At 58.4% G+C, this 22,055-nt stretch carries 17 protein-coding genes; 14 read left to right on the top strand and 3 right to left on the bottom strand.

The window, feature by feature from the left end:
- The first annotated feature begins 141 nt into the window (after positions 1–141).
- The 13 genes from EPD60_RS08600 to EPD60_RS08540 all read left to right on the top strand — a co-directional run bounded on the left by EPD60_RS08600 (position 142) and on the right by EPD60_RS08540 (position 16,264).
- The gene (locus EPD60_RS08600) at positions 142–627 is read left to right on the top strand and encodes a hypothetical protein (protein WP_131448817.1); all 486 of its coding nucleotides are present in this window, start codon (positions 142–144) and stop codon (positions 625–627) included.
- On the top strand, positions 602–1,708 hold the full coding sequence (locus EPD60_RS08595; RefSeq protein WP_131448815.1) for a tryptophan 2,3-dioxygenase: 1,107 nt from the start codon (positions 602–604) through the stop codon (positions 1,706–1,708). Before EPD60_RS08600 ends, EPD60_RS08595 begins: the two co-directional genes overlap by 26 nt.
- A gap of 400 nt (positions 1,709–2,108) precedes the next feature.
- Positions 2,109–3,134 carry a rod shape-determining protein gene (locus EPD60_RS08590; RefSeq protein WP_131448813.1) on the top strand — a complete coding sequence of 342 codons (1,026 nt, stop codon included), beginning with the start codon at positions 2,109–2,111 and terminating at the stop codon, positions 3,132–3,134.
- A gap of 87 nt (positions 3,135–3,221) precedes the next feature.
- Positions 3,222–4,100, top strand: a complete 879-nt coding sequence (gene mreC, locus EPD60_RS08585; RefSeq protein WP_131448811.1) for a rod shape-determining protein MreC — start codon at positions 3,222–3,224, stop codon at positions 4,098–4,100.
- Complete coding sequence (locus EPD60_RS08580) at positions 4,097–4,630, top strand: rod shape-determining protein MreD (RefSeq protein ID WP_131448809.1); 534 nt, start codon at positions 4,097–4,099, stop codon at positions 4,628–4,630. Before mreC ends, EPD60_RS08580 begins: the two co-directional genes overlap by 4 nt.
- 416 nt (positions 4,631–5,046) lie before the next feature.
- Positions 5,047–5,442, top strand: a complete 396-nt coding sequence (locus EPD60_RS08575) for a DUF6941 family protein (protein WP_131448807.1) — start codon at positions 5,047–5,049, stop codon at positions 5,440–5,442.
- Positions 5,443–5,548: 106 nt separating this feature from the next.
- Positions 5,549–7,642 (top strand): penicillin-binding protein 2, encoded by a 2,094-nt coding sequence (mrdA, locus tag EPD60_RS08570; protein ID WP_131448805.1) that lies wholly within the window; start codon positions 5,549–5,551, stop codon positions 7,640–7,642.
- A gap of 71 nt (positions 7,643–7,713) precedes the next feature.
- Complete coding sequence (gene rodA, locus EPD60_RS08565) at positions 7,714–9,051, top strand: rod shape-determining protein RodA (protein WP_131448803.1); 1,338 nt, start codon at positions 7,714–7,716, stop codon at positions 9,049–9,051.
- Positions 9,052–9,121: 70 nt separating this feature from the next.
- The gene (locus EPD60_RS08560; protein WP_131448801.1) at positions 9,122–9,871 is read left to right on the top strand and encodes an MBL fold metallo-hydrolase; all 750 of its coding nucleotides are present in this window, start codon (positions 9,122–9,124) and stop codon (positions 9,869–9,871) included.
- 201 nt (positions 9,872–10,072) lie between these two features.
- Positions 10,073–11,242 carry an MFS transporter gene (locus EPD60_RS08555; RefSeq protein WP_131448799.1) on the top strand — a complete coding sequence of 390 codons (1,170 nt, stop codon included), beginning with the start codon at positions 10,073–10,075 and terminating at the stop codon, positions 11,240–11,242.
- Positions 11,243–11,376: 134 nt separating this feature from the next.
- Positions 11,377–13,425 carry a ComEC/Rec2 family competence protein gene (locus EPD60_RS08550; RefSeq protein ID WP_131448797.1) on the top strand — a complete coding sequence of 683 codons (2,049 nt, stop codon included), beginning with the start codon at positions 11,377–11,379 and terminating at the stop codon, positions 13,423–13,425.
- A gap of 99 nt (positions 13,426–13,524) precedes the next feature.
- Positions 13,525–15,060, top strand: a complete 1,536-nt coding sequence (gene purH, locus EPD60_RS08545) for a bifunctional phosphoribosylaminoimidazolecarboxamide formyltransferase/IMP cyclohydrolase (RefSeq protein ID WP_131448795.1) — start codon at positions 13,525–13,527, stop codon at positions 15,058–15,060.
- A gap of 175 nt (positions 15,061–15,235) precedes the next feature.
- Positions 15,236–16,264 (top strand): DMT family transporter, encoded by a 1,029-nt coding sequence (locus EPD60_RS08540; protein WP_131448793.1) that lies wholly within the window; start codon positions 15,236–15,238, stop codon positions 16,262–16,264.
- On the opposite strand, the gene EPD60_RS08535 is transcribed toward EPD60_RS08540, so the two are convergent.
- Together EPD60_RS08535 and radA are read right to left on the bottom strand one after the other, a co-directional pair.
- Entirely contained in the window at positions 16,236–17,516 is a 1,281-nt protein-coding gene (locus EPD60_RS08535) for a polysaccharide deacetylase family protein (RefSeq protein ID WP_131448791.1), read from the bottom strand. The two genes, EPD60_RS08540 and EPD60_RS08535, sit on opposite strands and share 29 nt — an antisense overlap.
- Positions 17,517–17,648: 132 nt before the next feature.
- Positions 17,649–19,031, bottom strand: a complete 1,383-nt coding sequence (gene radA / locus EPD60_RS08530; protein ID WP_131448789.1) for a DNA repair protein RadA — start codon at positions 19,029–19,031, stop codon at positions 17,649–17,651.
- Positions 19,032–19,552: 521 nt separating this feature from the next.
- Between radA and EPD60_RS08525 the strand changes: the two genes are divergently transcribed.
- Positions 19,553–20,254 carry a zinc metallopeptidase gene (locus EPD60_RS08525; RefSeq protein WP_131448787.1) on the top strand — a complete coding sequence of 234 codons (702 nt, stop codon included), beginning with the start codon at positions 19,553–19,555 and terminating at the stop codon, positions 20,252–20,254.
- A 114-nt stretch (positions 20,255–20,368) separates the two neighbouring features.
- Here the strand turns inward: EPD60_RS08525 and EPD60_RS08520 are convergent, their stop codons facing one another.
- Entirely contained in the window at positions 20,369–21,922 is a 1,554-nt protein-coding gene (locus EPD60_RS08520; RefSeq protein ID WP_131448785.1) for an Rne/Rng family ribonuclease, read from the bottom strand.
- Positions 21,923–22,055: the final 133 nt, after the last annotated feature.

Below are 22,055 nucleotides of genomic sequence, written 5' to 3'. Positions count from 1 at the left end.
GCGCGAGCCTGCCAGAGCCCACAGAGCTTTGCACGCCGCCGGCGTGCCGGCGCAACAATAGCATCCCGGAGGGATGCCTGAAAGAAACCAACCGGATTTTCCAGCGGAGCCTCCCGGGTTCTGAAATGAGCCGCCCCGCTTTTGGGAAATGACTTTGACAGCGCTGTCACCGCCACGCGGAAATCCGCCCATGCCACTGACAATTTTGTCAACGGCATCCCCAGGCCACTTAATGCCACTGTCGAAAATGTAAATGGCATCGCCGGACCGATCCGTGCCATTGTCGGTTTTGACACCGGCATCCCGAAGCTTCCGGATGCCACTGTAGATTTTGCAAGTGCCATCGCGCAATCACTTTATGCCACTGTCAGTTTTGACAGTGCCATCAGGCGACAGATCCATGCCACTGCCCATTTCGCAAGTGCCATCCGGCAACGGATCTATGGCACTTGCAAAATTGACAATACTGAAAATCAATCTCTTATACCAACACCCGTCCCGGCAACCCCGGAACCTCAGAACCCCGAACCTCAGCACCTGTTTTATATCATCCCGCCCGTCCCGGCCCATTTCCGTTACTTCGCATTTACAACGTCTTGCCATGAATCCGAACGAAACATCCAATAGCGGCGGCTGCCCCTTTCATAGCGGCGCGGGCGCTACCCCGGCAGCCACCGGTGAGCGCGCCGCCGTGCACTACCACGACTACCTCCAGCTTGATAAGATCCTCGGCGCCCAAGCCCTCGAAAGCGACAAAGAGGGCGAAACCGCCCACGACGAGATGCTCTTCATCGTCATCCACCAGACCTACGAGCTCTGGTTCAAGCAGCTTCACTGGGAGGCCGACTCGCTGGTGGAGATCATGGCCAAGCCGGCGCTCAACGACAACTCGCCGGAGCTCCAGACCATCGTGCACCGCCTCGGCCGCATGGCCACCATCCTGCGCGTGCTGGTGCACCAGATCGACATCCTGGAAACGATGACGCCCATGGACTTCCTCGACTTCCGCGACCTGCTCCGCCCCGCCTCGGGCTTCCAGAGCTGGCAGTTCAAGCTGCTTGAAGCCAAGCTGGGACTCAAGTTCGAGCACCGCCACGGGCAGGAATACTACACCGCCTTCCTCCGCCCCGAGCACGTAGACCTGATCAAAAAGGCCGAAGGCAGCCACTCCTTCCTGCAGCTGGTCAACACCTGGCTGGAGCGCATCCCCGTCTTCGACCAGCCGGAGCTCTGGAAGGAATACGAGGCGCGCTACGGCGCCCCCGACTTCTGGGAGGCTTATAAAAAGGAGTACGCCGGATCGCTCGCCGAGGCTGAAAAGAACAACCTCGACTTCTTCAACGAGGTGTTCGGCCGCGCCGAATCGTCGGAGTACACGCTTTCGGCCCGCGCCAACCGCGCCGCGCTCTTCATCATGCTGTACCGCGGTTACCCGCTGCTGCAGCTCCCCTTCCAGCTCCTCAACGGCCTGCTGGAGATCGACGAGCAGCTCTCCACCTGGCGCCACCGCCATATGAATATGGTGCACCGCATGATCGGCACCCGCGTGGGCACCGGCGGCTCCACCGGCAAAGACTACCTCAAGGCCGCCGCCGACAAGCACTATATTTTTAAGGAGATCGCCCAGCTCACCTCCTTCCTCATGGAGCGCCGCCGCCTGCCGCAGCTGCCCAGGGAGGTGGAGCGTCGCCTCGGGTTTATGGCCTAGGCTTCGACTCCGCTCAGCCTGACAGCCGCTTTGTCATCCTGAGCGCAGCGTAGTGGAGTCGAAGGATGCCCCCGGGCGGCGTCGGTGTCGCCGTTGGCATCCGGGTCGGGGACCCTGAACCGCCGTTGGCGGGTTGCGGCCCATTTGCCAAAGTTTTCTTAATAAGCCCCCGCTTTCCGCAAAGCCCGGCCGTACCACCGGATGAAACGGCGTTCCGGCGAACGGCAGCAACCCGAAAAGCTTTGAAACCATTAAAACCCACCAAAACCTTCCAAAAGGCACCAAAACCTTCTAAAACCATTTAAAACCGCCAAAGAACGTTTCGGCTTCTTTTGCCGGTAAGTTTATTTGCATCAATTTTGCAAGCATAGTTTACCTTATCATATAACAAGAGAGCAGCATGGGACTTTTCAACTGGTTTACCCAGGAAATCGCGATCGACCTCGGAACGGCTAACACCCTGATCATCCATAATGACGAAGTAGTAGTAAACGAGCCCTCCATCGTGGCGCTCAACCGCAACAATCCCAAGGAAGTACTGGCGGTTGGTAAACGCGCCCTCATGATGCACGAAAAGACCCATGAAAGCATCAAGACGATCCGCCCCCTCAAAGACGGTGTGATCGCCGACTTCAACGCCGCCGAGCTCATGCTGCGCGAGATGATCAAGCTCGTTTATCCCAAAAAGCCCCTCTTCCCGCCCACCTGGCGCATGATGATCTGCATTCCCTCTTCCATCACGGAAGTGGAGAAGCGCGCCGTGCGCGACTCCGCCGAGCAGGCCGGCGCCAAGGAAGTATACCTTATTCATGAGCCCATGGCCGCGGCCCTCGGTATCGGCATCGACGTGGAAGAGCCCGTCGGCAACATGATCATCGATATCGGCGGCGGTACCACCGGCATCACGGTCATCGCCCTCGCCGGTATCGTGTGCGACCAGTCGATCCGTATCGCCGGCGACGAGTTCACCGCCGATATCATGGAAGCCCTCCGCCGCTACCACTCCCTCCTCATCGGTGAGCGCACCGCCGAGCAGATCAAGATCCAGATCGGCGCCGCCATGAAAGACCTCGACAACCCGCCCGACGACCTGCCCGTAAACGGCCGCGACCTCGTAACCGGTATTCCCAAGCAGATCTACGTAGGCTACCAGGAGATCGCCGAAGCCCTCGACAAGAGCATCTTCAAGATCGAAGAAGCCATCCTCAAAGCACTGGAGCAGACCCCGCCCGAGCTCGCCGCCGACATCTACCGCCGCGGCATCTACATCACCGGCGGCGGCGCCCTCCTCCGCGGCCTCGACAAGCGCCTCTCCCAAAAGATCAAGCTGCCCGTTCATGTAGCCGACGACCCGCTGAAGAGCGTGGTGCGCGGCACCGGCCTCGCGCTGAAGAACTACGACCGCTATCCCTTTGTAATGCGATAAAAATCTCAGATCTCAGATGTCAGATCTCGGATCTGGTTCCTCCGGTCCGCGTAGATCTGAGATCTGAGATCTGACATCTGAGATCCCTTGCGTAACATTTTCGCTTTCATCCGCCGCCATTTCGTCTTCCTGGCCTTCGTGGCCCTGGAGATCATCTCGCTGTGGATGCTGTTTTCCTACAACAACTTCCACCGGGTGATCTTCCTCGGCGCCGCCAACGAGATCACCGGCTCCATCAACAAGCAGGTGGACAAGGTGGACGACTACTTCCACCTCGTGGAAGAAAACCGGCGCGTGCACCGGATGAACGACTCGCTGCTCAACCTGCTGAAGTCGAACTACAACATCCCCGACTCGGGCGCGGTGGTGCACACCGATTCCACCCGGGTGGATTCCATCACCCGCTACCGCCGCTACATCTACCGCGACGCCAAGGTGGTGTTCAACTCGGTCAACTTCGAGAACAACTATATCCAGCTGAACCGCGGCTCCGACCAGGGCGTCCGCGACAATATGGCCGTCATCGCCTCCGACGGCGGCGTGCTGGGTATCGTAGTGAATACGAGTCCCAACTTCAGCCAGGTGCTCAGCCTGCTGCACACCAAGAGCCGTGTGCCCGCCGCCCTCAAAAAGACCGGCACCACCGGCACCATCCGCTGGGATACCCGCGACCCGCGCTTCCTCACACTCGAAGGCATCTCCAAAGACGTGGAGGTAAAACGCGGAGACACCGTGCTTACCAGCCCCTACTCCTACAACTTCCCGCCCGGGTACCTCGTGGGCCGCGTGGCCTCCGTGGCCATCAACCCCGCCACGGGTTTCTACGTGCTGCGCGTGCAGTGCGCCGTTAACTTCGCCACCGTGCAACAGGTGTTCATCGTAGAAAACCTGCAGCGCACCGAGCAGATGGACCTCGAAAAAGAGACCGAAAAGAAACTGGAACAAGTAAAACCGAAAGGCCGTTGAGCGATCTCGTAAAAAATATCTTCCGCCTCACGCTGTTCATCCTCGTGCAGGTATTCGTGCTCAACAAGATCCCGCACCTGCACCGCTTCGTGGTGCCTTATCTCTATTTCCAGTTCATCCTCTGGCTGCCCTTCAATACCCATCGCCTGGCGCTGCTGGCGGCGGGCTTTCTCACCGGCCTCGCCCTCGACTACTTCACCATGACGCCCGGCCTGCACGCGGCGGCCTGCGTGCTCATCGCCTACGTACGGCCCTTTATCATCTTCCTGCTGGTGCCCAAGGAAAGCTCCGAGTTCACCTACCATGAGCCCTCCCCGCGCGGCATGGGCTTCTTTCCCTACTTCGTATACGCCTTCATCCTGACGCTGCTGCACCACACCTTCCTCACCTTCCTGGAGTGGCTGCAGTTCGGCTCCTTCCTCGACTTCCTGATCAAAACCGCTTCCACCACCGCCATCTCCATGCTGCTCATCCTGATCGTGGAGCTGATGTTCCCGCGCAAGCTGAAATACCGGACGAACACGGCCTAGGGCGCACGGAAAACGCGGAAAACACGGAAATGGGTTCCTTTTGCGACGTTGCTGATCGCGTTCGTCACTTTACTTGGTGACAGAACCAGCTATGCTGGTCTCCGCTAAAAAATTGGAAACAGGTTGCTGGTTGTAGTTCCAGTATAAACCGGAGAAAGATAAGTACCCTTCCTCTCAGGCTGTGTTACCGTTCTGCGGTTTTTTCCGGCTTTTGAACCTGAGTGAAGTGTCCAACTCTCGCAGGCTTCCCAACCCAAAGCTTTCCAATAAGTACAACTCCGAAAACAGAAGACGCTCCTAATGAGTACGTCTTCCGTGTTTTCCGCGTTTTCTGCGTGCCCCACCTGCCACTCTGGCGGATATGCCGTTCCGGCCCCATAATTGACCTTTCCGGGATTCCACTTCTAAACGCTTTTATGGAAATTGAGATCTTCACACTTGCCGATCACGCCCAGGACGCCGGCGGCAAACTGTTCATCAATGGCACCTTCGATACCATCCAGGCACCGCAGCTGCCCCTGGTGCACCCCGCTTTTACGCTCGCTATGCGCCTCCGCTTCTCCGCCAAGGAAGAAGGCACCCGTACCCTGCGCCTCAAAACCCTTACGCCTTCCGGCAAGGAACTCATTCAACCCTTCGAAGCCAATATACCGGTAAGCGCGCCCCAGCCTCCCGCCGACTACGTGGGCATCAACTTCACGCTCAACCTCTACCAGGTGAAACTCGAGGAGGCCGGCTCCTATTCCTTCCAGCTGTTTATGGACGACGAATGGGCCACCGGCATCAAGCTCAACGTAGTGGCGAAACAATAATATCCGCCCCGGAACAACGCTCCGCGACCCGCGCTGAAAGACCTGCGTGGTTTTTGCACTTCCTTATTCGATATTCGGTTTTCGTTATTCGATATTTGCAAGACCTATGTCTGTTTTCAACGGCTCGCGGAGTTATATCATCCGGCTGATCTTCCTGGCGGTCTTCCTGATCATCATCGCGCAACTCGTGCACCTGCAGCTTTTCGGCGGCAAGTACAGCGAGCTGGCGCTGCAAAACGCGGTGTTCCGCAAGGTGGTGTACCCGCCCCGCGGGATCATCTTCGACCGGAAGAACAAGGCCATCCTGAACAATACGCTGATGTACGACCTGATGGTGACGCCGTCGGAAGTAAAAGGCGTGGATACTTCTTATCTCTGCCAGCTGCTCGAGATCGACACTTCTGAATTCAGGAAGCGGATGAACGAGGTGATCGTACGCAACGGCCGCTACCGCCCTTCGGCATTTGAAGAATTGCTGTCGCCCGAAAAATATGCGCGCCTCGAAGAAAATCTCTGGCGCTTCAATTCGGGCTTCTACCTGCAGCAGCGCCCCGTGCGCCTCTATCCCTATAATGCCGCCGCCCACATCATGGGCTACGTAGGCGAGGCCGACTCGGGCATCATTGCCCACTCCGGGGGCTTCTACCAGCCCGGCGACTACGTGGGCCGCTCCGGTATCGAAGCCTATTACGAGCGCATCCTCATGGGACAGCGCGGTGTGCAGTTTCTTACCAAAGACCACCTCAACCGCCTGCAGGGCTCCTACGAGAACGGCGCCTTCGACACGGCTGCCGAAGCGGGCCGCGGCCTCCGCACCTATATCGACATCGAGCTGCAGCAGCTTGCCGAGAAGCTGATGAAGGGCAAGGTGGGCTCCATCGTCGCCATCGAACCCAAGACCGGCGGCATCATCGCTATGGTGTCGGCACCCAGCTACAACCCCAATGACCTTACCGGCTCCAACAAGAAAAAGAATTACTCCAAGATGGTGCTCGACGTGGCAGGCCCGCTGCTCAACCGCGCCATCAAGGGCCGCTACCCGGCGGGTTCTACCTACAAGCCCCTCGGCGCCCTCGTGGGCCTCGACGAAGGCGTGATCACCCCGCGCAGCGGCATCGCCTGCTCGGGCGCCTATTATGGCTGCAACCGCCCCGTACGCTGCACCGAAAAGTGGGCAGGCCACGCAGCCAACCTGCGCCTCGCCATCGCCCACTCATGCAACTCGTTTTTCTCCAACACCTACCGCCTCACCGTCGACAACCCGGCATACGGCGGGGTGAAGAAAGGCTATGCCAAATGGAACGAATACATGAACGCCTTCGGTCTTGGTGAAAAGCTGGGCGTGGACCTTCCGAGCGAAGACCCGGGCCTCATCCCCGACACGGCGCGCTACAACAAGGTGTACCGCGGCTCCTGGAACTCCTGTACCAACGTCACCCTCGGCATCGGCCAGGACATGATGCTGGTGACGCCGCTGCAGATGGCCAACGCCATGTGCATCGTGGCCAACAAAGGCTATTACTATGTGCCGCACTTCGTTCGCCAGATCGACAACGAAACGAAGGACGACACCATCATGAACATCTTTCGCCACAAGCACGAAGTGCTGACGCATATCCCGGATACGGCCTACGAGACCGTGCACAGCGGCATGCAGGATGTGGTGGATATCGGTACGGCGCGCGCCGCTGCCATCCCGGGCATCCGGATCTGCGCCAAAACGGGTACGGCCGAAAACTACCGCATCATCGACCACCGCCGCATCCAGCTGAAAGACAACTCGCTGTTTGCTGCTTTCGCGCCTCGCGAAAATCCGAAGATCGCCATCGCGGTGATCGTGGAGAACGGTGGCTTTGGCGCCACCTGGGCCGCGCCTATGGCTTCGCTGCTGATGGAGAAATACCTCACCGACTCTATCCGCGCAGAGCGCCTTCCGGAGATCGAGCGCATTGCTTCGGCCAACCTGATGCCGAGCTACCTGCCGCGCCTCCAGTTCATCGCCGACTCCACGCGTGGTGAGTACTATTTCAACCTGACCAGGGATACTTCCTTTATCAAAAAATTCCGCCGCCGGAGCCAGCTGCCCGGCGCCCCCAACGACCCGGCCGACAGCAGCAACCGCGTCAACAACGGCATGGCCATATTAGACAGTGCCCAGCGGCAGGTGCTGAAGCAGAACCAGCGCGGCAGACGAAATTAACCAGCAGTGGCGCCGGAACGAGCGCCGTCTGCCCAAAAGAATAAAGGCGCCCCGCGCCTCCGAAACAGAACATGAGCAAGAGCAAAGGCACTATTTCAAAAGGAATCGACCCCGTGCTGATCTGGCTGTACCTGCTGCTCGTAGGCATCGGCATCACGGCAATTTTTGGCGTTACCTATAAGGAAGGCGACCCGGTGGTGTCGTCGTTCTTCTCCTTCAAGACCGACTACAGCAAGCAGTTGTATTTCTTCGGTATCGCCATCATACTGGGCATCTTTATCCTGCTTACCGACTCGAAATTCTTTACCGCGACGGCCAACCTTTGGTACGCGATGGGGATCGTATTACTACTGCTTGTCTTTCCCTTTCACTCACGGGTAAAGGGCACCGAGTCGATCATCCGCTTCGGCGGCTTCCAGTTTCAACCCGCGGAGTTCTGCAAGGTGTGCGTGTGCCTGGCATTGGCGAAATACTTTTCGCAGGTAGACCTCAACTTCACCCGCACCCGCTCGCAGCTCATTGCGGCCGCGCTGGCCATCACACCGGCCATGATGTCGATCCTGCAGCATGAGACCGGGCTTGCGCTGGTATACTTTTCCTTTTTCATCGTGATGTACCGCGAGGGCCTTCCGGCCACCATCCTGGTGGTGGGCTTTTCCTTCGCCGTGCTGGTGGTGGCTACGCTGCTGCTGGAGAAGAACACGCTGGCACTTATCCTGATTGCCATCACCGCGCTGGTCATCTACCTATTCCGGCGGCAGGTGCGCCGCGACCGCGGGCTGCTGGTCAAGATCGCACTGGTGGGCATTCTCTGCGTGGGCATCCAGCGCTTTGCCGTGCCCTTTATCTTCAAGCACGTGCTGCAGCCCCACCAGGTGGAGCGCATCTTCAGTACCATCGGCCGCGACCTTCCCGAAGAATACAAGCGCCCCATCGCAGAAGAAACCGGCAATGCGCCCAAGAAGAAAGATGTCGACTACAACGTGAAGCAATCGAAGATCGCCATCGGCTCGGGCGGCCTCGTCGGCAAGGGATTGCTGCGCGGCACACAGACACGCTTTGACTTCGTGCCCGAGCAACGCACCGACTTTATCTTTTGCACCATCGGCGAAGGCTTCGGCTTTGCCGGCACCGTTACGCTGCTGATCATCTACCTGCTGCTGCTCTTCCGCATCGTGGCGGTGGCCGAGCGCCAGCGGAGCACTTTCAGCCGCGTGTATGCCTACGGAGTGGCTTCGGTGTTCTTCTTTCACATCGCCGTAAACGTTTGTATGACCATCGGCCTCGCCCCGGTGATCGGGATCCCGCTGCCCTTCATTTCTTATGGCGGCACGGCGCTGATCACGTTTACACTCCTGTTGTTTATCCTGATAAGACTGGACGCAGACCGGCAGATGGTGCTGCGCTGAGAGAATTTCTGATCTCCGATGCCTGATGTCTGATTTGTTCTGCCTGCTGGCTGCGACTTAATTTTGCCGCATGCAGATCATCCCGCTTTCGGAAGGCTCCTTTACTATCGATCGTACCAAGCAATTCGTTCCCTTTGATGAAGAAAAGGACGTACTCAACGACCGGCCCGTCGGCTCGCTGCTGGTGGAGATACAGCCCTTCCTGGTCGTCACCGGAAAGGACGTGCTGCTGCTTGATTGCGGACTTGGCTTTTCCATCGGCGACGAACTGCAGCTGCACCGCAACCTGAAAGCCGCGGGCTACCACCCGCAACAGGTAACGAAGGTGCTGATGAGCCACCTGCACAAAGACCATGCGGGCGGCGTGGCCTTCGGCCCCAACAACAACTGGCTGAGCCTGCCCAATGCCACCTATTATGTGCAGCAGCGCGAGCTGGAGTTCGCCCTGGAGAAGGAAAACAAATCCTATATCCGTGAAGACCTCGAGGCGCTCCAGGAATCGCACCAGGTGCACCTGCTCACCGCCGACGAAGGCACTATCGACGACTATATCAGCTACTGCCACACCGGCGCGCATTCGCCACACCACCAGGTGTTCTGGATCCGCGAGGGAAATGAAACGATCTTCTTTGGCGGCGACGACGCGCCGCAGCTCCAGCAGATGAAGATCCGCTATAAAACCAAGTACGACTTCAACCCCGAGCTGGCCACGCAACTGCGGCAGCAGTGGTGGGAGCAGGGAAATAACGAGGGCTGGACCTTCCTGTTTTACCACGACATCAAGACGCCGACGTACCGGCGCGGAGAGAAAGAACGCTGATCCCGCAGGCAGAATACGCAGATCGGTTATGATTTTTTATGATTGCTGGCAATGTCCTGTTTCGACAAGCTCACCAGGACATTGCCAGCCTGAGCGTAGTCAAAGTTGTCAGCCTGAGTGTAACCGAAGGCTGCGTCAATCCTAAGGATCATAGAAAATCTGCGTTCTTTCTCTTCCACCCCGCCTCTATCTTTAACGGGAATGAAGATCATCAACCGCACGGTCGTCATCCTTTCGCTCGTGTCTCTCTTTGCCGATGTAGCAAGCGAGATGCTCTACCCGGTGATCCCGATCTACCTGAAGCAGATCGGCTTCTCCGTATTCCTGATCGGTGTGCTGGAGGGCATCGCGGGCTTTACCGCGGGTTTGACCAAGGGCTATTTCGGCAAATGGAGCGATGAGCTCGGACGGCGGATCCCCTTCATCAAAAGCGGCTATTTTCTAAGCGCACTCTCCAAGCCCATGATGGGCTGGCTGGCACTCCCCCTCTGGGTCTTCTTCGTGCGCACCCTCGACCGGCTCGGCAAGGGCCTTCGTACTGCGGCGCGCGATGCCTTGCTGGCGCAGAACGCCACGCCGGCCACAAAAGCCCGCGTCTTCGGCTTTCACCGCTCGATGGACACGCTCGGCGCGGCCATCGGTCCCTGCATCGCACTTTGGCTGCTGCTGCGTCATCCCGGTGATTTCAAACTGCTTTTCTGGATCGCCTTTATTCCCGGGCTGCTGTCGGTAGCGCTCATTTTCCTGCTGAAGGAAGTGCGGGCACCTCGCGCCACATTGGGACGCGGCAATTTCTTCTCCTACTTCCGCTACTGGCGCATTGCGCAGCCCGAATTCCGGCGCGTGGCCCTGGCGCTGCTTTTCTTTACCCTGTTCAATTCTTCAGACATATTCCTGCTGCTGAAGGCGCGTGCGGCAACGGGCAGCGACAGCACCACGGTAGCAGCTTATATCTTTTACAATGTCGTGTTTGCCGGCGCCTCTTACCCGCTGGGCGCGCTCGCCGACCGGCTGGGCAAACGCTTTGTGCTGGCGGGTGGGCTGCTGCTGTTTGCGATTGTATACACGCTCTTCGCGTTTGCGCAGCATTCGGTGCCGGTGATTTTCCTCGGGTTCTTCCTGTACGGGCTTTTTGCCGCTGCCACCGAAGGCGTGGTTAAGGCCTGGCTGGCGTCGCTCGCTCCTACCGATACCGCTACAGCGCTGGGCTTTTACAGCTCCTGCGAAAGCTGCTGCGCGCTTGTGGCTTCCCTCCTGGCAGGGGCGCTCTGGAGCAGCTACGGCCCGGCGGTGGCCTTTGGCTCTTCCGTCATATCAGCTTTGTGTGTTATGGTTTACCTTCTGATTATCAAAGAGAAACCCATCAGATAAGCGTTTGGCACGGTAATGGATTTTATATCCATGAAAACATTTTCTCCCTATATAGAACTTGTTTACGCTAACCTATGTCTAAACACGGGGCGATGACCAGATCATCGCCCTTCTTTTTTTAGTAACTTAATGCCATGCGGACACCTATTCCGCCCTGGCGAAAAACACCGGTACTGCGCCTGCTGCTCCCTTTTGCAGCCGGCATAGCCCTCCACGATTTGCTGGCGGCGACACCAACACTATTTCCGGCGCTGGCCGCGCTGGCACTGCTTTTCCTGCTGCCCCTGCTGCTTTCCGAAAAGATGCGCTTCCGATGGCGCGCGCTCCCCGGTGCCGGCACGCAGTTGTTGTTGCTCGTAGCCGGCGCGCTCTGGCTGCAGGCCCGCGATGTACGGCGCGCGCCCGGCTGGATCGGCAATTATCCATCGGCATCCCGGACGCGCGTGGTGCTCACCGCCGAGCCATCCGAAAAAGCCGCCTCCTGGAAACTCGAGGGGCAGTTGTTATCGGTAGCCACCAACAATGGCTGGCAGCCGGCCAGCGGCGGTGTTTTACTTTATCTCCGCAAAGACAGCGGCAGCATGCCGCCCCGTTACGGCCAGGAGTTGCTGATCGATGCGCCGCTTGCACCTGTGCGCGGATCGGGCAACCCGGCTGCCTTTGACTATACCGGCTGGGCTTTGCGCCAGGGCACCACGCACAGCGCTTTTCTCGGAAAGACCGACTACCACATCCTACCCGGCTGGAGGGGCTCCCGTTTTCAAAGCGCACTCCTTCAGGCACGTGCCTGGACAATCGGCGTGCTGCGGCGTTACCTGCCTGGTGGCGGTGCCGGGATGGCCGAGGCGCTCCTTATCGGCTATAAAGACGATCTCGATAAAGAGCTCGTGCGCAGCTACAGCCGCACGGGCGTGGTGCACATCATCGCAATCTCCGGGATGCACCTGGCGCTGGTTTATGGATTGCTCATCGGGCTTACGGCTCCCTTGCGTGCGCAACGCCTTCAATGGCTGCGGATGACGCTGGTGCTTGCCGGTCTCTGGAGCTTCTCCTTCCTTGCCGGTGGCGGCCCTTCCGTACTACGGGCTGCCGTGATGTTCAGCTTTCTTGCCTTCGGCAGCCTCATCGGCCGTAAGGGCAACGCCATGAACACCCTGCTGCTCGGGGCACTCGTGCTGCTGCTGATCAACCCGTTCTGGCTCTGGGACGCGGGCTTCCAGCTCTCCTGCACCGCGGTTGCCGGCATCCTGCTTTTCTATCGCCCGATCTACGCGCTGTATACGCCGCACAACCGGCTGCTGGACGCCCTCTGGAAAGGCAGCGCCGTGACGCTGGCGGCACAGGTGCTGACGACACCGATCAGCCTCTACCACTTTCACCAGTTCCCGCTGCTTTTTCTCGCAGCCAACCTCCTCGCCGTGCCTTTGTCGGGGCTGCTGGTGTATGCACTGCTCGTGCTCCTTGGCTTTTCTTTCTGGCCAGGTGCCGCTACTCTTATTGGCAAAGGCGCGGACGCACTCATTGCTTTGCTCAACCAGTATATAGCCGCGGTAGAACGCTCTCCGGTAGCGGTATGGGAAGGCATTTCCGTGTCGCCGTTGCAGGTGTTGCTGCTGTATGCCCTTATTGCCGCGCTGGCCTGGGGGCCGCTCCGGCTGCAGGCGCCCGCCTGGCGTACGGCCTTTGCCTGTGGCGCCCTCTTCTTATGCCTGCGGGCGTATTCTTTCTGGCAGGCCGGGCGGCAGGCACGCTTCCTAGTGTACAATATCCCCCGCCATGTCGCGATGGAGGTGCACGACGGGCGGCAGGTTGCTTTTCGCGGCGACGCATCGGTGCTCGCAGGCCCGCTGCGCGAGCAGCACCTGGGCCCGGCGCATGTAGCGTACCGGCTTCGGGAAGAAGCGACAACGCTTCCTTCGGCCTTTCGCTTCGGCAACCGCAGCGTGGTGGTCTTCGAAGAAGGGAGGGAAGCGTTGCCGGCTTCCGGTGCCGACGTGCTGGTGGTATCCGGTAAGCCGCGTATGTTTCTGCCGGCTCTGCTGCAGGAAGGCCGCGTGCGACAGCTGGTGCTCGATGCTACCGTGCCGAAGCGCAGCGCAGCGCGCTGGAAAGCCGACTGCGCGCAAGCCGGCGTGCCCTGTCACGACGTGCGGGAAGCAGGCGCGTTTGTGCTGGATCTCTGATGTCTGATTTTTATGGAAGGATTTAAATCAGACATCGGAGATCGGAGATCGTAACATCCCGCTCCTACCTTTGCCGCGCCCCAAACCCAACAACGCACCATGGAAAAAAAGATCGCCGCCGCACTCATCTCGGTATTTTACAAGGAAGGCCTCGAACCGCTCGTTCGCCAGCTGCACGCACAGGGAACTGTTATCTATTCTACGGGAGGCACCCAGCAATTCATTGAGGGCCTCGGGCTCCCGGTAGTGCCGGTGGAGCAGCTCACCTCCTATCCTTCGATCCTCGGCGGGCGCGTCAAAACGCTGCACCCGCTGGTGTTTGGCGGCATCCTCGGCCGGCGTGCCAACGAAACCGATGTGCAGGAGATGCAGCAATACGGCATCCCCGGGCTCGACCTCGTTGTGGTAGACCTGTATCCTTTCCAGGAAACACTGAAGCAAACGAAGGAAGAGGCGCTCATCATCGAAAAGATCGACATCGGCGGTCCGTCGATGATCCGTGCGGCCGCGAAGAACTTCCGCGACGTTGCGGTGCTGGCATCGAAAGACGACTATGCCGGCCTTGTAAGCCAGCTGGAAGCCCAGGGCGGCGCGCTGACGATCGAACAGCGCAAGGCGTACGCCGCGAAGGCCTTCCGCATCGTGGCGGATTATGATATCGCCATCTCCAACTATTTCAATGCGGAAGAAGCCCTGGAGGTGATCGGCGCCGGGCAACGCACGCCGCTCCGCTATGGCGAAAACCCGCACCAGACCGCGCAGTTTTACGGCGACCTCGGAGCGGTTTTCAATCAACTGCACGGCAAGGAAATTTCTTATAACAACCTGGTGGATATCGATGCCGCCATCGAGCTGATCCGGGACATCAGTGCCTCCGGAAAAGAGCAGGAAACCGCATCCTGCTTCGGCATCATCAAGCATACCAACGTCTGCGGCATTGCCCTTCGCGCCTCGGTATCAGAAGCCTGGACCGCGGCGCTCGCCGGTGACCCCGAGAGCGCTTTTGGCGGCGTGCTGGTGAGCAACGGAACCATCGACAAGGCAACTGCCGAAGCCATCAACGAGATCTTTTTTGAAGTGCTCATCGCACCGGCCTTTGATGCCGACGCGCTCGAAGTTCTGCGCTCGAAAAAGAACCGCATCCTGCTACAGCTGAACGGCGATGCCGTATTGCCGGAGCGGCAGTACAAAAGCGTACTCAACGGAACACTCACCCAGAAGAAAGACACCGGCAACTACGACAAATGGGAAGAAGCGGGCGGCCGTAGTTCTACGGATGCAGAGCGCAAGGACCTCGAATTCGCCAACCTGGTGTGCAAGCACCTGAAGAGTAATGCCATCGCCCTGGTAAAAGGCGGGCAGCTGATCGGAAAGGGCTGCGGGCAAACAAGCCGCATCGACGCACTCCGCCAGGCGCTGGAAAAGGCCCGCCAGTTCAACTTCGACCTCAACGGCGCCGTGATGGCCTCCGATGCCTTCTTTCCATTCAACGACTGCGTGCAGCTGGGCCACGAGGCCGGCATCACCGCCTTTATCCAGCCCGGCGGCTCCATCCGCGACAAGGATAGCATTGCCTATTGCCAGGAAAAAGGCCTCGTGCTTGTGATGACAGGGCAGCGGCACTTCCGGCATTGAGATCGTGAGCCGTGAGCGGCAGACACCTAATAATAAACAACGTCCCGCCAAAAGCGGGACGTTGTTTATTAGCGCCCATTGCGTGCTCACGGTTCACGGCTAATGAACTGCTTCAGCAAATTTTCCCGAAACTGTGCCGCTCCGGCCTCACCGCATTATTGCAATTTTGTGCTCCATGCAAAAACACCCGGATCATAGCCGCACCGGATCGGCCGGTAGCTACACGCCTGCCGACCCGCAGTCGGCGCAGGATGTGGCCTGGTACCGGGCCCGCTTCAACCCCTTTCATTTCAGGAGGCGGGGCAAGCGTTTCACAGCGCTTTTTGCACTGGTGCTGGTGTGCTTTTTCTGGGGCACCACCTGGGTGGTATCCAAGCAGGGCGTGATGCACCTGCCCGGCACCAACAAGCTCGCCGCCCTGCAGCTGGCCGGGCTCCGGCAGGTGCTGGCGGGTCTTTGCTTCGTTGTCTATTTCAGCATTAAAGGCCTTGCCTGGCCGCGCGGGCGGCAGTGGCGGCCCATCCTGATGCTTTCCTTTCTCAACTTCATGCTCAGCAACGCGCTCTCTACCTGGGGTATGCGCTTTATCCCCGCGGGGCTCGGCTCCATCATCGGCGCCATTTACCCAGTATGGCTCGTGCTGATCGGCCTCGTGGTGGGCGGCACCCGGCTGCAGCTCCGCACCCTCGCAGGCATGCTGCTGGGCCTCGGCGGCATCTGCATCATCTTTTACGAGCACCTGCATCACCTCACCAACCCGGCTTTCCGGCTGGGTATCGGTATTTCCGTAGCCTCTACGTGGAGCTGGGCTTTCGGTACACTTTATACCAAGAAGGAGGCGGGCAACTTCAATCCTTACTTCAGCCTCGGCCTGCAACTGCTTATCTCGGGCCTGGTGCTCCTCGGCGGACTGGGCGTCACCGGCAATACGATGCCGCTTAGTGTCATCCCCTGGCAATCCTGGGCAGCCATCGCTTACCTGGTGGTCTTCGGGTCGGTGGTGACCTTCGCCGCTTTTCTCTATGCCTTGCAAAACCTGCCTACTACGCAGGTGAGTCTGTATGCGTATATCAACCCGGTGGTGGCAGTGCTGATGGGCGCCGCGCTCATTGGTGAGCCGCTGTCGCTGTTCATCATCGGCGGCACGCTGGTAACGCTGTACGGCGTGTTCCTGGTTAATCGCTCCGTGGCAACGAAGCAGTAGCCTCGTGCAAAAAGCTGCGCCAGAGTACGCTCCATCCCCCGAAGCCGACGCCTTCTCCAAGGAAGGAATTGTGCCACACCGAACTGAAGGTGCCGCCCCAGGCTTTAAAGGTTTGCAGGTAACGATCCAGCTCCAGCTCGGTTTGCGCCGCATCCTGCCCCTGCTCATAAAATGCATTGGCATCCATAAAGCAAAAGGGATGCAGCAACAGGTTGGTAGCCTGCCCGGCCTGCAGGTCGTACCAATAAAAGGGCACGGCTACCGATGCGCGAAAGCCGTTGATGCTGCCGTAGCCCATGGAGTAATCGTCGGTGATGCCGGCGGCAATGAGGGCGCGGTAGGTGTCCGGCAATGTCATCCGGATATAATGCTGTCGCGAAGCGGTCACTTTTCTGCCCACGGCCGCCTCAAGCGCCGCTTTTTCCTTTTCCAGCAAGCCTGCGGCATCACCGCTTTGCCAGGAAGGATGAAGTGCAACGGGGCAAGAGGCCGCCAGCTTGCGCACAAGACGTTGCATGGCCGGGTGCGCCAGCGGGATATTTTTATCGTAAGGACCACGGGCGGTCCCGGCATGAATAAAATAGGTCGGACGGAGCCCGTACTGGCGATGGAGGGCATCCATCAGCCCGAAATTGTCGAAGGGATCCGGGCGGTGGCCCGACAACACGGCAATCCGCTCGGCAACCGTACCGTCGCGCCGGAGCAGCGAGCGCAGCAGGCCGCCGGCATTACGGGCGAAGCCCTTGTGGCGATAGCTCCAGGCCATATCGACATCGTACGTGAGCTGCAGGGAAAAGGGCGGCAGGATGCGTTCGCCGAAAACGGCTTCGGAGAAAAACGCCAGCCATTCATGCACCAGGGGCCGGTCCAGGAAGCCATACTCAAAGGCAACGGAGGCGCGGTGATCGAAGCGCCCGTGGGAGTCGCGCTCCTTCTTCACATATTCCTCGTAACGGGTAATCAGGTAAAAGATCGCCGAAAAGATGTCGAAGCCAAAGTCCGTTTCATCGGTGAAGAAGATCGGGAATCCTTCGCGGTGCCGCATCACTTCGAGGTCGTGGAAGCGGATGCCGGTTTCGTTGAGCAGGCCCGAAGGCCGGATCGTCACCAGGGCATCGCTACTTTCTGCTCCATAGTAAACCCGGACGCCTTCTGCCCCATTACGCACGAAGGGACGGCCGAAAAATCCCGAGAGGAAATCCAGCACGTAGTGCAGCCGTGGGGTGTCGGTATCGGTGATGATAGAAACCAAGGGCTGCGAAAATAAACGGGAATCGGCAATCGGGGATCGGGAATCCCGAATGCGCGGTAAATGTGGATGGATGGCTACGGCATCCATCCTTTAAAAATCAGGCGTCGGCACCGACGATTGAAGATTCTCGCCTTACGCAAACAGGTACCGGTATACCTCCTCCACCTGCCCCATCTGGATCACCTCGATGCCGGCCTTGCTGGCCTTGACGCCCTTCTGGTTGTATTTGGATACGACGATCTTGGAGAAGCCCAGCTTCTCGGCTTCGGCAATGCGCTGCTCGATGCGGCTCACGGCGCGGATCTCACCGGAGAGACCCACTTCGCCGGCAAAGCAGATGTCTTGTCCTACCGGCACATCCTCGTAGGAGGAAAGCAGCGCCACCAGCACGGCCAGGTCGATGGAAGGGTCTTCCACCTTGAGGCCGCCGGCGAGGTTGAGAAAGACATCCTTGACACCGAAGTGGAAGCCGCCGCGTTTTTCGAGTACGGCCAGCAGCAGCTGCAGGCGGCGCAGGTCGAAGCCGCTGACGGTGCGTTGCGGGGTGCCGTATACCGACTGCGCCACCAGGGCCTGCACCTCGATGAGCAGGGGCCGCATGCCTTCCATGGTGGCGGCGATCGCCGTTCCGCTCAGTGCATCTTCCTTCTGCGTGATAAGGATCTCGCTGGGGTTGCGCACGGGCACCATGCCCGTTTCGTTCATCTGGTAAATGCCCAGCTCGGAAGTAGAGCCGAAGCGGTTCTTGAGCGTGCGGAGGATGCGGTATACATAGTGGCGGTCGCCTTCGAACTGCAACACCGTATCCACCATATGCTCGAGGATCTTGGGGCCGGCGATGGTGCCGTCCTTGGTGATGTGCCCGATGAGGAATACCGGCGTATTGGTTTCCTTGGCAAACTGCTGGAACTCGGCGGCGCACTCGCGGATCTGCGACACAGAGCCGGGCGACGATTCGATGAAAGGCGACTCGAGGGTCTGGATGGAGTCCACGATGATCAGCTCGGGCTTTAGCTTTTTGATCTCGCTGAAGATCGACTGGGTGCTTGTTTCCGTGAGCAGGTAGAAATGCTCGTTGGCCATGCCCAGGCGATCGGCGCGCATCTTCACCTGCTGCTCACTTTCCTCACCGGAGATATACAGTACCGTGACGCCCTGCAGTTGCAGGCCCATCTGCAGGAAGAGCGTCGACTTGCCGATGCCTGGCTCGCCCGCCACCAGCACGATGGAGCCCGGCACGATGCCGCCGCCGAGCACGCGGTTCAGTTCATCATCAATGGTGCGCACCCGCTCGGTGGCCTGCGTCTGCACCGAATGCAGGGCCTGCACCTTGCGCGATGATGTGGACGCTTCGTGATAGGTCTGCCAGTCGTTGCCGGCAGCTTTCTTGTTGTCTTTCTGAATGAGTTCTTCCACGAAGGTGTTCCATTGCTGGCAGGAAGGACATTTGCCGATCCACTTGGCACTTTCGTAGCCACAGTTCTGGCAGAAATAGGCAGTTTTAACTTTCGACATGCTGGAGGAAATCTTTTTATCCCGGATCTCGGGATCTCGAATTTGCGTTGATGGAGTTTCAGGGTATTAGTGATTGCTGACAGATACATCGGATTGAATTCCGATGCCATTTATCGATGCCGCAAAAAGATCCGAGATCGAAAGATCCGAGATTCTAAAATGAAGAAAGGGGTCAGTCAGACGACCAACCCCTTTACTTACTAACCCATTAAATTCTGACACTAAATTACAAAAGGAGGGCAGATAACAAAATTATTTTTTACCCCTGTGCATAACTTTTAGCAGAGCTTTATATAAGGAAATGCAAAGCCAAAGCTGCCATTTTTATATTGATATTCAATAACTTATAAAGGTCCATGGGCACGGTTCAAAATCTAATGGCCTGTAAAAGTGTCAGTTAGAAACGGCCAAAATTGCTCCATTTCTGCCAAAAAAGTTAGCAAAATCAAAACTTCCGGAGGCTTTTTACCGCCGGGCCTGTTTGGTTCCGGATTTGCCGGGAAAAGGGAAAGAATTCAGCCATGTTTTACGGGTCTCACTCGATATTTCTCGTCTCGATCGTCTTCCTGTTCATCTCCATGATCGTGTCCGGGATACTGCGGAGCCGCTTCGCCGCCTATGGCAAAATTCCCCTGCGCGCCCGCCTTACCGGCCGCGAGGTGGCCGAAAAAATGCTCCGCGAAAACGGCATTTTCGACGTCAAGGTGGTTTCGGTCAACGGTTTCCTGTCCGACCACTACAATCCCGCTTCCCGGACCATCAACCTGAGCCCGGAAGTGTACGAATCCTATAGCGTCGCCGCCGCCGCCGTGGCCGCCCACGAATGCGGGCACGCCGTGCAGCACGCGAAGGCCTATGCCTGGCTCAACCTCCGCAGTAAACTGGTGCCGGCCGTACAGTTCAGCTCCAATATCGTGCAGTGGGTACTCATTGCCGGGCTTTTTATGGCTTACTCGGGCAACTCCACGCTCCTGCTGGCCGGCATTATCCTCTTTGCCCTGACGGTCGTCTTTTCCCTGGTGACCCTTCCGGTGGAGTTTGACGCCTCGCGCCGCGCCCTGGTGTGGCTGCAGCATACCAACGTTACCAGTGCCGAGGAATACCCGAAGGCCAAAGACGCCCTTAAATGGGCCGCCCTGACTTACGTGGTAGCCGCCCTGGCCGCGCTGGTGACGCTCTTCCAGTACATCAGCATCTTTATGGGCAGCCGCGACCGCAGGTAATCTCAGCTCTCGGATGTCAGGTCTCAGATCTTGCTGGCGCACAAAATTAAAAAGGCCGGAAGCTTCGCTTCCGGCCTTTCGCGTCGATGAAATCTGAGATCTGCGATCTGAGATTTACAATTTGATCTCCTCGCCATCCTTATTGAAGAAATGGTACTCCGTAAGGTGGTAGGTGGAGTCTTCCTTGATGGTGATCTTCTGGCCGAATTTGCGGCGCCATTTAGCGGCCTTGGAGCTCCAGAAGAGCCCCTTCGTGAGGTAGGCGTAGAGGATCGGGCCCACAGCAACCGTGAGGTCGGAATGACGGTGGGTAATGAGGTAGTTGAGGTTTTTCTCGATATCGTCCTCGAGCAGCATGGTGCTCTGGATCTTGCCCGTGCCCTGACAGGTGGGGCACACCTCCTGGGTGTTGATGTTCATCTCCGGCTTCATGCGCTGACGCGTGATCTGCATGATGCCGAACTTGGAGATGGGCAGCACCGCGTGCTTGGCGCGGTCGGTGCGCATATGCTCCTCCATGGCTTCCATGAGCTTTTTCTTGTGCTCCGGCAGCTTCATGTCGATAAAGTCCACCACGATGATGCCGCCGATATCGCGCAGGCGCAGCTGGCGGGCAATTTCTTTGGCAGCCTCGAGGTTGGTCTCGAAGGCATTCTGCTCCTGGTTGTTGCTCACGCTCTTATAGCCCGAGTTGACGTCGATGACGTGCAGGGCCTCGGTGTGCTCGATGATCAGGTAGGCACCGCTTTCGAGGTTGACGGTCTTGCCGAAACCCGACTTCACCTGCTTGGTGATGCCGAAGGTGTCGAAGATAGGATTGCCGTTCTGGTGGAGCGATACGATATCCGCCTTTTCAGGCGCGATCTTCTGGATATACGCTCTCGTTTCCTGGAAAAGCTCCTTGTCGTTGATCACCACCTTGTTGAAGTCGGCGCTCAGCAGGTCGCGGAGGATGGAGGTCGTCTTCGTCTGCTCGCTCAGGATCTTGGCGGGCGGTGTGGCGCCGCGCAGGTTCTTCTGGATTGTTTTCCAGGTAGCTACGAGCTCGGAGATATCCTCGTGGAGTTCGGCGGTGTTTTTGCCTTCGGCGGCGGTGCGCACGATGACACCGAAGTTCTTCGGCTTGATGGATTCCACGATCCGCTGGAGGCGCTTGCGCTCTTCGGAGGAGTGGATCTTGCGCGAAACGGCTACGATGTCGTTGAAGGGGGTGATGACCACGAAGCGGCCGGGAAGCGAGATCTCGCAGGAGAGACGCGGGCCTTTGGCGGCGATGGGCTCTTTCAGGATCTGCACCAAAATATTGGGCTTTCCATTGAGCACCTCGGAGATCTTGCCGGTCTTGACGATCTCGGGCTCGTTGGGAAATACGGCGAAGTCCATGCCTTCGGCCGACTTGTCGCCGATGGCGGCGGCGGTGAATTTCAGGAGCGAGCGGGCGTAGGGCGAGAGGTCGGTATAGTGCAGGAAGGCGTCTTTCTCGTGGCCCACGTCGACGAATGCGGCGTTGAGACCGGGAATGAGCTTCTTGACCTTGCCCAGGTAGAGGTCGCCGACTGCGAAGCGGGCGTCTACCTTTTCTGTGTGTAGTTCTACCAGTTTCTTGTCCTCTAGCAAGGCAATGTCCACTCCATGCGGAGCGGCATTGATGATTAATTCTTTGTTCACATTACTACAGCTTTGGGTAAAGGGGAAATAGACGCCGATTGCGCCTCTGGGGCCGGGTGCTGCAGGAACCTAGAGAGAAGGACAGGAACGGGAGATGCCGGCACAGGGGTCCGAAGTTTCGGGAAAGCAATCA

This window comes from Flaviaestuariibacter flavus, assembly GCF_004337505.1.
Lineage (GTDB): Bacteria > Bacteroidota > Bacteroidia > Chitinophagales > Chitinophagaceae > Flavisolibacter > Flavisolibacter flavus.
Note: the sequence above shows the minus strand (reverse complement) of the source record. Positions and strands in the feature narration are given on the sequence as shown.